The organism is Chitinophaga ginsengisegetis (assembly GCF_900168065.1).
Taxonomy (GTDB): domain Bacteria; phylum Bacteroidota; class Bacteroidia; order Chitinophagales; family Chitinophagaceae; genus Chitinophaga; species Chitinophaga ginsengisegetis.
Genome location: NZ_FUZZ01000001.1, coordinates 2,170,896 through 2,186,460, shown reverse-complemented (window position 1 = coordinate 2,186,460; position 15,565 = coordinate 2,170,896). Strand labels below are relative to the sequence as shown.

The 15,565-nt window shown below is 47.0% G+C and carries 10 protein-coding genes; 6 read left to right on the top strand and 4 right to left on the bottom strand.

What is annotated here, in order from left to right; genetic code table 11:
* Positions 1 to 2: 2 nt before the first annotated feature.
* The 4 genes from lipA to B5Z18_RS08655 all read left to right on the top strand — a co-directional run bounded on the left by lipA (position 3) and on the right by B5Z18_RS08655 (position 6,998).
* Positions 3 to 902 carry a lipoyl synthase gene (gene lipA, locus B5Z18_RS08675; RefSeq protein WP_079468971.1) on the top strand — a complete coding sequence of 300 codons (900 nt, stop codon included), beginning with the start codon at positions 3 to 5 and terminating at the stop codon, positions 900 to 902.
* A gap of 397 nt (positions 903 to 1,299) precedes the next feature.
* On the top strand, positions 1,300 to 2,634 hold the full coding sequence (locus B5Z18_RS08665; RefSeq protein ID WP_079468969.1) for a TolC family protein: 1,335 nt from the start codon (positions 1,300 to 1,302) through the stop codon (positions 2,632 to 2,634).
* 18 nt (positions 2,635 to 2,652) lie between these two features.
* Positions 2,653 to 3,786 carry an efflux RND transporter periplasmic adaptor subunit gene (locus tag B5Z18_RS08660; RefSeq protein ID WP_079470013.1) on the top strand — a complete coding sequence of 378 codons (1,134 nt, stop codon included), beginning with the start codon at positions 2,653 to 2,655 and terminating at the stop codon, positions 3,784 to 3,786.
* Positions 3,787 to 3,815: 29 nt separating this feature from the next.
* A complete protein-coding gene (locus B5Z18_RS08655) occupies positions 3,816 to 6,998 on the top strand; it encodes an efflux RND transporter permease subunit (RefSeq protein ID WP_079468968.1) in 3,183 nt (1,060 codons plus the stop codon).
* A 67-nt stretch (positions 6,999 to 7,065) separates the two neighbouring features.
* Here B5Z18_RS08655 and B5Z18_RS08650 read toward each other — a convergent pair whose 3' ends face one another.
* Both B5Z18_RS08650 and B5Z18_RS08645 read right to left on the bottom strand, forming a co-directional pair.
* The gene (locus B5Z18_RS08650) at positions 7,066 to 7,449 is read right to left on the bottom strand and encodes an SdpI family protein (protein WP_079468967.1); all 384 of its coding nucleotides are present in this window, start codon (positions 7,447 to 7,449) and stop codon (positions 7,066 to 7,068) included.
* A gap of 241 nt (positions 7,450 to 7,690) precedes the next feature.
* Positions 7,691 to 10,393, bottom strand: coding sequence for an AsmA family protein (locus B5Z18_RS08645; RefSeq protein ID WP_159454239.1), 2,703 nt, complete (start codon positions 10,391 to 10,393; stop codon positions 7,691 to 7,693).
* A gap of 108 nt (positions 10,394 to 10,501) precedes the next feature.
* On the opposite strand from B5Z18_RS08645, the gene B5Z18_RS08640 reads away from it, so the two are divergent.
* Positions 10,502 to 11,107: a TrmH family RNA methyltransferase gene (locus B5Z18_RS08640; RefSeq protein ID WP_079468965.1), complete on the top strand. Its 606-nt coding sequence runs from the start codon at positions 10,502 to 10,504 to the stop codon at positions 11,105 to 11,107.
* A gap of 9 nt (positions 11,108 to 11,116) precedes the next feature.
* Positions 11,117 to 11,935 (top strand): AraC family transcriptional regulator, encoded by an 819-nt coding sequence (locus B5Z18_RS08635; RefSeq protein ID WP_079468964.1) that lies wholly within the window; start codon positions 11,117 to 11,119, stop codon positions 11,933 to 11,935.
* 58 nt (positions 11,936 to 11,993) lie between these two features.
* Here the strand turns inward: B5Z18_RS08635 and B5Z18_RS08630 are convergent, their stop codons facing one another.
* Together B5Z18_RS08630 and B5Z18_RS08625 are read right to left on the bottom strand one after the other, a co-directional pair.
* Positions 11,994 to 14,366, bottom strand: coding sequence for a ribonucleoside-diphosphate reductase subunit alpha (locus tag B5Z18_RS08630; protein WP_079468963.1), 2,373 nt, complete (start codon positions 14,364 to 14,366; stop codon positions 11,994 to 11,996).
* A gap of 38 nt (positions 14,367 to 14,404) precedes the next feature.
* Positions 14,405 to 15,379: a ribonucleoside-diphosphate reductase small subunit gene (locus B5Z18_RS08625; protein ID WP_079468962.1), complete on the bottom strand. Its 975-nt coding sequence runs from the start codon at positions 15,377 to 15,379 to the stop codon at positions 14,405 to 14,407.
* Positions 15,380 to 15,565 lie beyond the last annotated feature (186 nt).

Genomic DNA, 15,565 nt, shown 5'->3' with positions numbered 1-15,565 from the left:
CGATGCAAGAACTACCCGTAATAGCCGCCGAACCGGCTACAACAAGAGTAAAAAAGCCAGACTGGCTGCGCGTTAAATTACCCATAGGCGAGAACTATAAACAGGTTAGAAACCTGGTAGATACCCATAAATTACATACGATCTGCGAAAGTGGTAACTGTCCCAATATGGGCGAGTGCTGGGGAGCCGGTACCGCCACTTTCATGATCCTGGGAAATATCTGTACCCGTAGCTGCGGTTTTTGTGCCGTAGCCACCGGCCGTCCGGAAGCAGTGGACTTTGATGAACCACAGCGCGTGGCAGAAGCCATTTACCTGATGAAAGTAAAACATGCCGTTATCACCTCTGTAGACAGGGATGAACTGAAAGACGGCGGTTCCATCATCTGGGCCAATACCATCAATGCCGTAAGGGCATTGAACCCGGAAACAACAATGGAAACCCTGATCCCGGATTTCCGTGGTCAATGGGAAAACCTCCAGCGTATCATTGATGTGGCGCCTGAAATTGTATCACATAACCTGGAAACGGTAGAACGTTTAACCAAACAGGTGAGGATACAGGCCAAATATCACCGCAGCCTGGAAGTGATCCGTCGCCTGAAAGAAGGTGGCATGCGCACCAAGAGCGGTATCATGCTTGGTTTGGGTGAAACAAAAGAAGAAGTGGTACAGGCCATGCAGGATTTGTACGACAACGGTTGTGATGTGGTAACGCTGGGTCAGTATCTCCAGCCAACACCCAAACATTTGCCTGTTGCCCGCTTCGTTCATCCTGATGAATTTGCAGAATTACGCGAGATAGGTTACAACATGGGACTCGACTACGTAGAGTCAGGACCGTTAGTAAGATCCTCCTATCATGCGGAAAAACATATTGTCAGCGGTCGTAATAAAGGATGACCGGAACTGATTTTCACTTATTTGTTAAAATCCACCCAAAGGGTGGATTTTTGTTTTCATAACGTTATCTTAGCGCCCGAATTCGTTTTACCTAAGCAACAGAATCATTTGTTGTTCACCTACTTCGCTGTTATACGTTGTATTCAGATACCTGGAACCATCCTTGAAACCGTGCAGATAAAGTTTCAGAAGATTTTTGAATTCGCAACTCTCTTATCAACCTACCTGTTTGCTGTAACTATTACAGCCTGACATGTTTTTGCGGCAATTAAAAATGTTGTAATGCGCACAGCGTTGCAACAAATACGGGATGATAATGCTATGCCATTAAAGAAGCGATGCATACATTATTTTCTTTCGATTGGTACAATGATGAACTGAATGTCAAAAGCCTTTTATGAAAAGAGCATTTTATTTGTTAGCTGTGGCGTGCGGATTATTTATATCCCCGCAGGTATTTGCACAGCAATCTACGGACTCTCTGTTAACCAGCGCTACCCTGCAGGAATGTGTACGGTATGCCCTTTCCCACCAGCCGGTCATCAGGCAATCGCGCATCGATGAAGCGATTACCGACAGAACAGTGAAAAGTAAGCTGGCCGACTGGTATCCACAGATCAACCTGGATTATAATATCCAGCATTACCTGGAACTGCCTACCTCTGTTTTTGGTGGCAACCCTACTAAAGTAGGTGTGTCCAATACTTCTACCGCGCAATTCGGGCTGAATCAGAACCTCTTTACCCGCGACCTCTTACTGGCCACTAATACGGCAAGGGATGTACGAAAACAAAGCCGGCAAACCACTGCACGCAACCAGATAGACCTGGTGGCAGATGTGAGCAAGGCTTATTATGATGTACTCCTCACCACAGAACAGATCAAGGTATTGAACGAAGACATTACCCGCCTGGAACGCAGCCTGAAAGATGCAAACAACCAGTACGCCAGTGGCATCGTGGATAAAACCGACGCCAAGCGCGCTACCATTTCGCTGAACAATGCCCACGCACAACAGAAGGCGGCACGCGAACTGCTCACTTCCAAACAGGCGTACCTGAAGGAACTGATGGGATATCCGCTGAACAGCGGCGATGTGCCGTTAACGCAGGACTCTTCTGCTGTAGCTGCAGAAGTAACCGGCGCAGATACACTGCTGACAGCCGACTACAAAAACCGCATCGAATACCAGTTACTTGAAACGCAACAAAGTTTGCTGCAGGCTAACCTGAAGTATAATAAATGGAGTTACCTGCCCACTGTATCTGCTTTTGTTAACTACTCTTTTGCTTATCAGAACGAGCAGTTTGGTAAACTATACAGCGAAAATTTTCCTAACTCTTTACTGGGATTAAAATTATCCTTACCCATTTTCCAGGGAGGAAAAAGAGTACATAACATCCGCATGGCCGAACTCCAGATCCAGCGCACACAGTGGGATTTCGCGGCTTTAAGAAGCCAGATCAATTCACAGTATGCGCAGGCGATGGCTACGTATAAAAGTAACTACAACGACTATCTCACATTGAAAGAGAATGTACAGATGGCACAGGATGTATACGATATGTTGCAATTGCAGTATAAGGAAGGAATCAAAACTTATCTCGATGTACTGGTGTCTGAAACAGAACTGCGCTCTGCACAACTGAATTTTTATAATTCCATGTACCAGGTACTGTCCAGCCGGATAGACCTGCAAAAAGCATTAGGAACCTTAACAGCTAATTATTAAATGGTAACCGGAACGGATATGAAAAAAATGAACAACATTGTCTTAATCAGCGCTGCCAGTATCCTGGGCTTTACTGCCTGTAAAGGTCCTGCCCAGAAAGGAGTGCCTGCTATGCCCCCTACACCGGTAAATATTACGGAGGCATCCGTAGCACCGGCCGTTTATTATGATAAATATCCCGCCACGGTAGTAGCGTTGAACCAGGTGGAACTGCGTTCCCAGGTGTCAGGGTTTATTACCGGGATCTTTTTTAAGGAAGGCGAAGTGGTGCAGAAAGGAAAGACCCTGTATGAAATAGACCGTCGTAAATATGAAGCGGCTTATCTGCAGGCGCAGGCGAATGTGGCGAGTGCAAGAGCGAGCTTCGACAGGGCAAAAAAAGATGACGACCGTTACCAGCGGCTGGCCGACCAGGACGCGGTAGCCCGTCAGATCCTGGATAACGCGAAAGCTACCCTGGAAACTTCCCGCAGCCAGCTGGCCGCAGCAGAAGCCAATCTCGCAGCGGTTCGTACTGACCTGGATTATTCCCTGATCAAAGCGCCGTTTACCGGACGTATTGGTATTTCACAGGTAAAGCTGGGTGCACAGGTGAGCCCCGGCACCACGCTGCTGAATACCATCTCCAGCGAAAATCCCATAGGTGTTGATTTCGTGGTAACAGAAAATGATATCTCCCGTTTTGCTGCGATGCAGGGCGGCAAAGCCAGCGACTCTACTTTCCGTTTGCAGTTGTCTGACGGTACAGAATTCGTTCATGCCGGTAAGATCCTCGCGATCGACCGCGGTGTGGATAACCAGACCGGTACCATCCGCGTGCGTATCGAATTCAATAATCCGGACGACCGGCTGAAAGATGGTATGAGCTGCGTATTGCGCGTACTGAATGAACAATCCGGCGAAAGACTGATCATCCCTTATAAAGCGATCACAGAGCAGATGGGTGAATACTTTGTATTCATCGCAAAAGATTCTGTGGCAGCGCAGCAGAAAGTACATCTCGGCCCAAAAATCGGCGACAGGATCGTGATCATGGATGGTGTTCAGGCCGGCGACAAAGTGATTACAGAAGGCTTCCAGCGCTTGCGCGATGGCGGCAAAATACAGATAGGAATACCAGCCGCTCCAACAGGCGCGCCTGCGAAGAAATAGTTTATCAGTAGAATCAACAGCAGAAGATCATGATTGCAGATACTTTTATAAAACGACCCGTAACGGCTATAGTAATATCTATAGTACTGGTACTGGTGGGGATATTGGCGATGATGAACCTGGCCATTGGCCAGTATCCGGAAATTTCGCCGCCCACTGTACAGGTAACAGGTACCTATACCGGTGCGGATGCACAAACGGTAGAACAAACCGTTGCCACACCCGTGGAAGTGCAGGTGAATGGTACGCCGGGCATGACCTATATCAACACCAATAACACCAGCAGTGGTCAGATGAGTATGACGGTAAACTTTGAAGTAGGTACCGACATCAACATTGCCGCACTGGATGTGCAGAACCGTGTGGGTATTGCGCAACCTACCCTGCCGCAGGAAGTACAGCGTTTGGGCTTAACCGTTAGAAAACGTAATCCCAGCATTCTCATGCTGGTGGCCTTGTACTCACCCAAAGGCACACACGATATTACCTTCCTGGATAACTACACCAACGTATACGTAAAGGATGCATTGCTGCGTGCGAAAGGGGTGGGTGATATCTTTACCCGTGCAGATGATTTCAGTATGCGTATCTGGCTGAAGCCCGATAAACTCGCGGAAATGGGCGTAACTGCCGATGATGTCCGCGCAGCGCTGGCAGAACAGAATGCGCAGATCACCGCAGGTTCCGTAGGTGCGCCTCCGCAACAAACCGGGCAAACATTTGAATATAACATCTTCACCAAAGGACGTTTATCTTCTCCGGAAGAATTCGGACAGATAGTGGTGAAAACGCGTCCGTCCGATGGATCACTGGTGTACTTAAAAGATGTGGCCCGCGTACAGCTGGGTAAATTCAACTATGCAGGTAATAACTTTGTGGATGGCAAACGTGCCGCTTACCTGCTGGTATACCAGGCGCCAGGCAGCAATGCCCTTGAAACCGCCGCCAATGTAACTGCCGCGATGGAAGAGCTGAAGAAGCAATTCCCGCAGGATGTGGACTATGTAGTGCCGTTTGAATCCGTATCTGTAGTAAAAGTATCCATTGAAGAGGTGATACACACCCTCGTGGAAGCATTGATACTGGTAGTGATCGTGGTATTCCTGTTCCTGCAGAGCTGGCGCGCCACACTTATTCCGGTGCTGGCTATCCCGGTATCCATTATCGCTACATTTATTTTCTTTATCCCGCTTGGATTTACCATCAACACCCTCACCTTGTTCGGTTTTGTACTGGCCATTGGTATTGTGGTGGATGATGCCATCGTGGTGGTAGAGGCCGTGCAGCATAATATAGATCATGAGAAGATGTCGCCGAGAGATGCTACCGCATTGGCCATGAAAGAAATATCCGGGCCGGTAATTGCGATTGCGCTTATCCTCGCGGCGGTGTTTGTACCGGTAGGGTTTATACCAGGTATCGTAGGCCGCCTGTATCAGCAGTTTGCCATCACCATTGCCATCTCTGTAATGATCTCTGCTTTTGTGGCATTGTCGTTAACACCGGCGTTGTGTATCCTGTTGCTGAAACCGATGCACCTGGACAAAGATTCAAAAGGGCTCAACAAGTTCTTCTTTAAATTCAACCGCTGGTTTGGACATACTACTTCCCGTTATTCAATAGGAGTTAAAAAGAGTATCCGCCTGTTCCGTCTTGTGATAGTGATCCTGGTGTGTATTTTCGTTGGTACGATGATGTTATTCAAGGCGAAACCTACCGGGTTTATTCCTACGGAAGATGAAGGCCGTTTGATCATCACTTTCGATTTGCCGGAATCATCTTCTACTGAACGTACCGTGGATGTAATGACGCATATGATGAAAGACCTGGAAAGTATACCGGGTATTGCCCACTATGCGGCGCTGGGAGGATTGAATGCGGTGAGCTTTGCCACCAAATCCAACAGTGGCACCATCTTCTGTTCACTGGAGCCGTGGAAAAACCGTGAGGCCGATTCCCTGCAAATTACCAACATGGTAGCCAAAGTGAAGAAAACACTCAGTAAATATAAGGAAGCCAACACGGTGGTGATACAACCGCCGGCTATTCCGGGTCTCGGACAAACCGCCGGTTTCTCCTTTGTATTACAGCAAAAGGGTGCAGGTGAAATCAAGGCGTTTGAAGGCGTGTTACAGAACTTCCTGGCGGCCGCCAACAAGCGTCCTGAAATAGCGATGGCATTCTCCTTCTTTACCGCACGCACCCCTGGTTACCAGCTGGACATAGACCGTGAGAAAGCGAAGAAAATGGGTATCAGGATCTCTGATATTGCTACGGCATTGCAAACCTATATGGGTAGTGCGTATATCAACGACTTCACCATTTACGGCCGTAACTTCCGCGTGGTAACGCAGGCAGATTCTACCTACCGGGGAGATATCAAAAACCTGAGCCAGTTATTTGTACGCAATACAGCGGGTTCTATGGTGCCATTGAGTGCGCTCACTTCCTATAAAGTGATAGAAACGGCGCCGGTAATTTCCCACTATAACCTGTTCCGTTCTGCGGAAGTAAATGGTAACCCTGCACCGGGTTACAGTAGTGGTGATGCTATCCAGGCATTAAAAGAAGTAGCAGCAGAAACATTACCGGATGGATATGGTTATGAGTTCTCCGGTTTGAGCCGTGAGGAAATCCTGTCCGGTTCCAAAACGGTTTACATCTTTGCGCTGTCTATCATCTTTGTGTTCCTGTTCCTGGCAGCTTTGTACGAGAGCTGGTCCGTACCATTCTCCGTACTCCTGGCAGTGCCAATTGGCGCCTTTGGGGCCATTACGGTACTTACCTTCCTGCCTAAACTTAGCAACAACGTTTATGCACAGATCGGTTTGATTACCCTGATCGGCTTGTCGGCCAAGAATGCGATCCTGATTGTGGAGTTTGCGAAAGAACGTGTGGATAAGGGAATGGACCTGGTAACGGCAGCCGTGGAAGCAGCCAAGCTGCGTTTACGCCCTATTATCATGACTTCCCTGGCCTTCCTGCTGGGTATCCTGCCGTTGGTATTTTCGTCCGGCGCAGGTGCGGAAGCGCGTAAAACAATGGGCTGGACCGTATTGGGTGGTATGTTCACCGCCACGTTCCTGGCCATCTTTATAGTGCCGGTGCTGTACGTGGTGATTACCCGTTTGGCTTATGGTAAAGAGAAACTCCGTAAGATGAAAGAAAATTATCAGTCCGTACCAGAACACGATGTGCAGGGCAGACTGTAATAAAAAGAGAAGGGTTTATAATTGTACATACACGAAGAGGCGTTGCGCAAGCAGCGCCTTCTTTGTTTTATTCCGGAAGGATCCGCTTACCGTCTTTATCGAAATGACGGGTTAATTCCCACTCCGTATCTCCCACCAGGTACATAGTACCAGCTACTACCGCGCCCACGGTGATATACCAGAACCAATCGGACTGGCTTTGAAAAAGAAGTGCGCATGCAACGCCGGTAACTACCAGTATCACGCCTACACGCCGCGAAATATAAGCGGCATATTCATTGGCGGAACGCCACATTTCAGGAGTTTTGGTAGACAATACGCTGCGGTAACCATACCAGGATTTGGTGCTTTTGGGAGGGAAACGGTGTATGAAATAACCCATGAGATAGAAGACGATGCCCACAAAAATAGCCGCATTACAATAAGTGGAATGTAGAAAGCGTAACCACATGGTCCGGGGGTTTGGTTACCATAAGTTACGAAAAAAAACGCGGATGTTGTCTTTCTCAGGATTAAACTGATTATACTGATTAACTTGATTTTTAATTTTTGGATTTTATAAATGATTTTAAAAGATTAGGGGAGATATAAGCATATACCCGCTTATATCTCCCCTAATCTTTTAAAATCAAAAGTGATCAAATCCCTAAATCAGTATAATCAGTTTAATCCTGAGAAAGACAACATCCGCGTTAATGCTTTGTAGTATCCGCTGCCGGTTTCTTCTTTCCAAACAATCCGTTCAGGGTATTCTTCACAGATTCGCCGGCTTGTTTACCCACATTGTCCAGTGGTTTGCCGGTGGCTGGTTTGGTAGAATCTTTCTTTCCGCTGAGTTGATTTTTCAGTTGATCTTTCAGAGAGTTGACAGCGGTATTTTTGATCTGGTTAAGACTGTCCTTTACCGTATTTTTTACGGTGTCAATTTTGTTCTTTACCAGTTCTGTTGCCTGTGATTTGAGGTTATTGGCTGTTTCACGCAGGTCTGTTTTCACGCTGGGTTTGAGGATGTTTCCGGCCATCAGTACCTGCAGGTGAACGCTGTCGCCCAGGTTAATGGGGATACCTTTGCTTTGTGCCTGCGATGCCAGGTTGTTCACCAGCGTGTTGCCCGCGGCGCCCATCATGCTGCGTGGCAGGGCCAGTTGCAGCGTGTAATCGAGCGACTGGTCAAAGCCGTGGGAACCGGCAATATCCATTCGTATACCGGCCACCGTTACTTTGAACGGGTTTACTTTTACGCGGCCGTTTTCAAAAGAGAAATAGTTTTTGATGTCACGCAGCGAGAGATCTTTCAGCTGTGTTACATTCAGGGTGTTGGCGAGCTGGTCAACCGGGGCAAACTGTTTCAGGAATCCTTGTACAAGCAGCAGGTTGCCATCTCCGGTAAGTGTACTCAGGTCGGGCGACATATCTTTTCCCAGTTTACCGTGCATGGTTAACTGCGAGGTGATTTTACCGGAAAGGAATTTACCGATCGGCATTAATTTCTGTACGGTGTTGAAGGTGTTGAATGTTTGTTGTACATCCAGGTTTTGCACATCGTAGGCCAGGTTGATATCAGGATTTATTTTGCTGGCTTTGGTGCTGTAGCTGCCGTTGATTTCCATAGTACCCTGCAGGGCATTGGCTTTCAGCTGTTGCATGGTTACTGTTTCATCTTTCACCAGCAGCTTGCCGGATACATTGGTAAGATCGGCTTTATCATAGTGGATTTTATTCACATTGGCCTGAAGTCCCAGGTTCAGGTTGGCGGGTACTGCAAACGGTGTAGCAGCAGCGGAATCTTTTTTGGCAGTGGCCGGATCGGCAGAAGTGGTACTGGTGGTGCCCATCCATTTATCAAGATTTATTTCATCTGCTTTAAAATTCATTTGTCCGTCCAGCGGTTCGTTTTTAAACGTATAGGCGAGCAGGTTATTCACTTCCCCGTTGGCTTCAAAGTTAGTACCCAGGTATTGTCCGTTAAGGTCTTTTACCGTTACGTTTTTAGGGTTGAACTGTAAGAAGAGATTATTCACTTTTACACCATCGGGATAATCTTTGCTTTTATAGAGCATATTGCTCAGTTGCAGTGTGCCGGCGGCATAGAAGCGATCGTACTGTTGTTTTTCGATGGCGCTCATGTTGCCTTTGGCGCTGATATCGGCATCCAGCAACCCGGATAAATTGGTGCCTGCTTCGAGTTTTACAAACTGGGTGATTTTAGAAAGATCCAGTTTGCCTTTGGCGGCTGCATCTACATATAAATCAGATACCGGTGTTTTAACGAGCATACGCAGGTCCAGCGGAGTGTTATCCATTTCCAGGTGACCGGTGGGCATGTCTATCACGGTATGATCCGGTACGCCATCTGGGTTGCTGATCTTCATAGCAATCTGGATATTTTTTACCGGTTTGGGAAGATCAGGATATTGGAAGAAACCATCTTTTACGGCGAGGTCCAGTCCAAATGAAGGCATTTGCACGGGAGAATAATTGCCTTTTACGAACCCGCCAAAAGCGGCGGTACCGCTGGTTTTTATCTTATCAAAATCTGTTTTATATACCGCAGGTATTAAAGACAACAGGTCTTTAAAATTGGTGGAAGGAGCTTTGAAGCTCATATCCATACCATAGGTAGAATCATTTACCAGTTTGAAAAAGCCTTGCAGCGCCAGTTCCAGGTTGTTGAGCGATGCTTTACCATCTTTAAACGTATAGGTGTTGGTGTTATTATCTACCTGGATACCTGCATCCAGCGTGGTTTTTACCTGCGACAAGTAAGGAACGAGGCCATAGCGGAAGGTAATGCCGCCGGCGGTGGTGCTGGTTTGCAGGAGAAACTGATCCTGTGTAAAATCGCCTTTACCCTGGTGGTTCAGGCCAGTAACCAGTAATTCCATGTTGCCCTGGCGGTCGTCGTAACTCACCCAGCCATCTTCAATTTTATATTGCTGTAAACTAAGCGCGAAGCTGCTTTTGCCGGTGTCGGCAGGATTTACGGCAGCGGTATCCGGTTTCATGATATCCCAGTTAACAGCGCCGTCTTTATTTACAATAGCGTGTATGCGTGGCTGTAAGAGTGCAATGTTGTAGATATCCATCTTATCTCCCTTTATCACACTCATGAGATTAAGGGCTACATCTATCTGTTTTACAGCGAGAAGGGTGTCGGCGGCAAATTCACCGGTGCCGGTCACCTGTAAGTCTTCCAGGCCAACGGCCAGCCGTGGGAAGTGGCGGAATAAGCTGATATCCACATCTTTAAAATCCACTTTGGCGTTCAGCTGTTTATTCAGCTCTGTTTTTACTTTCGCTATTATCTTGTCTTTAAAGAAATAGGGGATGGCAATAGCGGCCAGTATCAAGACCACCATTGTGATACCCACAATTTTCAGGATCTTTTTGAGCATAGGTTTTTTATATTTTGGGAGTGAAGATAAGCATAATGTGTAAACGAGGAAATGCGGGTGCAGGACCATCTCTGCACTATTTCGTATTTTTGCGTTAATATTCAGCGTATGACACCGGAAAGAAGAGAAAAATTATTAGCTGTACTGGGCAGGCGGCAGGCAAATTTAACTGTAGTGCTGGAGGATGTACAGGACCCTCATAATGTGTCGGCGGTGATGCGTACATGCGATGCTGTAGGGATACAGGATATTTATATCATCACATCAAAAGCGCCACGGATAAAGAACTGGGGCCACAGAAGCAGCAGCAGTGCCAAACAATGGCTCACAATACATGATTTTGATAATGCAGCAGATTGCTTTGCCGCGTTACGTAGTAAGTATGATAAGATATTAACCACGCATCTGGCCGCGGATGCGGTGAGTCTTTACGATATTGACTTCAGTGGCTCTGTGGCATTGGTATTTGGTAATGAGCAGAATGGTGTGAGCGATGCCGCCAGGGCAATGGCAGATGGTAATTTTATTATTCCGCAGATGGGTATTATCCGTTCGTTAAATATTTCGGTAGCCTGCGCGGTGAGTATTTATGAGGCCATGCGCCAGAAAACCATTGCAGGGCATTACAACACACAGGGATTGCCGGAAGAACAATATCAGACGCTATTGACTGAATGGGGATTCAAAGCTGAAGATCTGGAAGAAGAAAATTAACCGCTCCTTATGGCATTTGCAGGTACACATTTCGAAGTTTCGCCGCCATTGTCGGACATTGTGAAGCACTTTTACGTGATGCAATCCGGCGGGGATTTCGTTACCACCACTGCGCACCTGTCGCCTAACTATGAAATGATGCTGCTGTTCAATTTTGGCGCTCCTGTGCGGTTCTCTTTTGCCGCAGACCTGCTGGGCAGTATGCAGATAGATAAAGTGGCTGTTTTAGGGCCTTTAAGGAAGATGTTGAACTACGAGTTGCTGCCGGAAACGGACCTGTTGGCCGTGGTGTTTAACCTGGATGGTTTTTACCGGCTGTTCCAGGTACCGGCAGATGCCCTTAATGCCGAACAGTTACATCAGTTGGATGATTTGTGGGAAGTATTGAAAAGAACACCTTCTTCAGCAGAAAGGGTAGACCTGCTAAAGGATTATATCTCCACGGCTACCTATCCGGCAGAAGAAGGAGCATTGCCGCTGCTTAACGGGGCTGATTATTTTAATGAGCCGCTGATCCAGCCGGCCAAAGCCATAGCGGCGGATGCAGACCTGTCTGAACGTACCGTGCAGCTGCGGTTTAAAAAATATGTAGGCTATTCTCCCAAAGAAATGCTGCGGTTTCTGCGCTTCAAGCAGGTGATTAACAATATAGAGCATAATGCTGCGGATACGATCGACTGGTTTGATCTGATCCATGATTTCGGGTATCACGACCAGAGCCATTTAATAAAAGATTTCCAGCATTACCTGGGAACTTCACCGGAGACGTTTATTAAGCAGATTGCCCGGAAAGAGTTTTGTACAACGAAGCCGGGAAGACGTTATTAATACAAAAAAAATCCCTGGCCATTTGGCCAGGGATTCGCATTTATACTTACATAAACCCTTATGCACTGCAGGTAACGCAACCTTCTTCCATTGTGCAAACTGCACCCACTACTATTTCTTCTTCTGCATTGCCACTGGTAGCAACCATTGGTTGGATTTGCTGACCGCCTTGTTTTTCCACGGTAAACTGAACCGCCTGAGTGGCTGCCTGAGTACGCAGGTAGTACATACCGGTTTTCAGACCCTTCTTCCAGGCGTAGAAGTGCATGGAGGTAAGTTTACCGGTAGTAGGAGTATCAACGAACAGGTTCAGTGATTGTGACTGGCAGATGAAAGCTCCGCGGTCAGCCGCCATATCAATGAGGTTACGTTGTTTGATTTCCCAAACTGTTTTGTACAGTTCTTTAATATTTGCAGGTATTTCAGCAATGTTCTGGATAGAGCCATTGTGTGAAATAATCTTTGTTTTCATGTCATTATCCCACAGTCCCAGTTCTACCAGGTCTTTCAGCAGGTGTTTGTTTACCACTACAAACTCGCCACTCAGTACACGACGGGTGTAGATGTTGGAAGTGTATGGTTCAAAGCACTCGTTGTTACCGAGGATCTGCGAAGTGGAAGCGGTAGGCATTGGCGCCAGCAGCAGTGAGTTGCGGATACCGTCTTTCACAATTGATTTTTTCAGGGTTTCCCAATCCCAGCGTGCGGAAGGTTTCACATCCCACATATCAAACTGGAGGATACCTTTGGAAGCAGGGGAGCCTTTGAAGGTTTCGTAGGCGCCGTCTACTTTTGCGAGATCGTTGGAAGCGCTTAAACCGGCGAAGTAGATGGTTTCAAATATTTCGCTGTTCAGTTTTTTCGCTTCATCGCTTTCAAACGGATAACGCATCAGGATGAACGCATCAGCAAGACCTTGTACACCCAGTCCTACTGGGCGGTGGCGCATGTTACTGCGTCTGGCCTCTTCGATAGGGTAGTAGTTGTTATCGATGATTTTGTTGAGGTTCAGGGTAGCCTGGTAGGTTACTTCGTATAATTTCTGGTGATCAAATTTACCATCAATTACGAAGCGTGGCAGTGCCAGGGACGCCAGGTTACAAACGGCCACTTCATCTGAATCGGTATACTCGATGATTTCAGTGCACAGGTTGGAACTTTTGATGGTACCCAGGTTCTGCTGGTTGGATTTGCGGTTGGCTGCATCTTTATACAGCAGGTAAGGGTTACCGGTTTCGATTTGCGCATCGAGGATGGCAAACCAGAGATCCTGAGCCTTTACTGTTTTACGGGCGCGTCCTTCCTGTTCGTATTGTGCGTACAGGGCTTCAAACTCATCGCCCCAGCATTCATGCAGTCCTGGCGCTTCGTGCGGGCAGAACAATGACCAGTCGCCATTGGATTCTACACGTTTCATGAACAGGTCTGGCATCCAGAGGGCGTAGAAGAGGTCGCGGGCGCGCATTTCTTCTTTACCGTGGTTCTTGCGCAGATCCAGGAATTCGTAGATGTCGGCATGCCATGGTTCCAGGTAGATAGCGAAAGCGCCTTTGCGTTTACCACCGCCCTGATCCACGTAACGTGCAGTATCATTGAACACGCGCAGCATAGGGATGATACCATTGGAAGTACCGTTGGTACCGCTGATGTAAGATCCTGTAGCGCGGATATTATGAATGCTTAAACCGATACCGCCGGCACTTTGTGAAATTTTAGCCGTTTGTTTCAGGGTATCGTAAATACCTTCGATGCTGTCGTCCTGCATGGTGAGCAGGAAGCAGGAAGACATCTGCGGTTTTGGAGTGCCTGCGTTGAACAGGGTAGGCGTGGCATGTGTAAACCAGCGCTCACTCATCAGGTTGTATGTTTTGATGGCAGACTCAATATCTTCTTTGTGAATGCCGACAGATACGCGCATCAGCATATGCTGCGGGCGTTCCTGTACTTTACCGTCTGTTTTCAGCAGGTAAGAACGTTCCAGTGTTTTGAAACCGAAGTAGTCAAAAGCAAAGTCGCGGTCGTAGATGATGCTGGAATCCAGGATCTCTGCATTCTTCCTGATGATTTCCCAAACGTCGTCAGACAGCAGCGCTGCATTTTTGCCGGTTTTGGGATCAATATAATCATACAGTTTCTTCATCGTTTTGGAAAACGACTTGATGGTATTCTTATGCAGGTTACTTACTGCTATGCGGGAAGCCAGCAGGGCGTAATCCGGGTGTTTCGTAGTAAGGGAGGCGGCCGTTTCGGCAGCCAGGTTGTCGAGTTCGCTGGTGGTTACACCATCGTACAAACCTTGTATCACTTTTTTCGCTACGTCTATGGCATCTACATATTCTGTATTGAAACCATAGCATAGTTTTTCAATACGCGCAGTGATTTTATCGAACTTCACTGCTTCTTTCCTTCCATCTCTTTTGATTACGAACATGGGTTTGCGAATTTAAGAGGTTAGTAATTCAAAATGTTTTAAAAATCTTCTTCCAGGCTGAATGTCTGTGATTCTTTTGTACCACCCATTACGCCGGATTTCTGGTAATCTCCCACACGTTTTTCAAAGAAGTTGGTCTTACCCTGCAAGGAAATCATTTCCATGAAGTCAAACGGATTAGACGCATTAAATATCTTGGTGTAGCCCAGTTCACCGATCCATCTGTCTGCCACAAATTCAATGTATTGCGACATCAGTTCGGCGTTCATGCCGATCAGTCCAACCGGCAGGGCTTCTGTGATAAATTCTTTTTCATAGCTCACGGCATCACGGATGATGTTGTGTACCTGTTCTTCACTCAGTTTGTTTTCCAGCATGCTGTAAAGCAGGCACGCGAATTCGCAGTGCAGTCCTTCATCCCGGCTGATCAGCTCATTGGAGAAGGTTAATCCCGGCATCAGTCCTCTTTTCTTTAACCAGAAAATAGAGCAGAAGCTACCGCTGAAGAAAATACCTTCCACGGCGGCAAATGCCACCAGGCGTTCTGCGAAGTTGCCGTTCTCAATCCAGCGTAATGCCCATTCTGCTTTTTTCTTTACCGCAGGTACGGTGTCGATAGCGTGGAACAAACGATCTTTTTCTGCTGCATCTTTTACATAAGTATCAATCAGCAATGCATATGTTTCAGAGTGGATGTTTTCCATCATGATCTGGAAGCCGTAAAAACACCGGGCTTCCGGGATCTGTACTTCACTCATAAAGTTTACTGCCAGGTTCTCATTAACGATCCCGTCGCTGGCGGCGAAGAATGCCAGTACGTGAGAAATAAAATGACGTTCTCCATCATTCAGTCCTGCCCAATCCTTAAGATCACTGCTTAAATCTATTTCTTCTGCTGTCCAGAAACTTGCTTCATGCTTTTTGTATTGCTCCCAGATTTTCGGGTATTTGATCGGCAATAGCACAAAACGGTCCTTGTTCTCTTTTAAAAGAATTTCATTCTCGTTACTCATCTTTAATTATTTTATGGGTACTGTCGAAGGTTTTTGGTTTTTCTTTTGGGGTCAGCATACCGAAATCTCACTTCTCTTGCCCACAAATCCCATTTCCATGTTTCTGTTTCCTAAAAATCCATACGCTCAGGATTACAAATGTAAGCATCCGGGTAAGGCATGCCCGATATAGTTTTCAACAGGTGT

What these genes read in the sequence shown, in the direction of transcription:
- lipA (WP_079468971.1), top strand. Translation starts at nt 3, where the DNA reads ATGCAAGAACTACCCGTAATAGCCGCCGAACCGGCTACAACAAGAGTA.
- B5Z18_RS08665 (WP_079468969.1), top strand. Translation starts at nt 1,300, where the DNA reads ATGAAAAGAGCATTTTATTTGTTAGCTGTGGCGTGCGGATTATTTATA.
- B5Z18_RS08660 (WP_079470013.1), top strand. Translation starts at nt 2,653, where the DNA reads ATGAAAAAAATGAACAACATTGTCTTAATCAGCGCTGCCAGTATCCTG.
- B5Z18_RS08655 (WP_079468968.1), top strand. Translation starts at nt 3,816, where the DNA reads ATGATTGCAGATACTTTTATAAAACGACCCGTAACGGCTATAGTAATA.
- B5Z18_RS08650 (WP_079468967.1), bottom strand. Translation starts at nt 7,449, where the DNA reads ATGTGGTTACGCTTTCTACATTCCACTTATTGTAATGCGGCTATTTTT.
- B5Z18_RS08645 (WP_159454239.1), bottom strand. Translation starts at nt 10,393, where the DNA reads ATGCTCAAAAAGATCCTGAAAATTGTGGGTATCACAATGGTGGTCTTG.
- B5Z18_RS08640 (WP_079468965.1), top strand. Translation starts at nt 10,502, where the DNA reads ATGACACCGGAAAGAAGAGAAAAATTATTAGCTGTACTGGGCAGGCGG.
- B5Z18_RS08635 (WP_079468964.1), top strand. Translation starts at nt 11,117, where the DNA reads ATGGCATTTGCAGGTACACATTTCGAAGTTTCGCCGCCATTGTCGGAC.
- B5Z18_RS08630 (WP_079468963.1), bottom strand. Translation starts at nt 14,366, where the DNA reads ATGTTCGTAATCAAAAGAGATGGAAGGAAAGAAGCAGTGAAGTTCGAT.
- B5Z18_RS08625 (WP_079468962.1), bottom strand. Translation starts at nt 15,379, where the DNA reads ATGAGTAACGAGAATGAAATTCTTTTAAAAGAGAACAAGGACCGTTTT.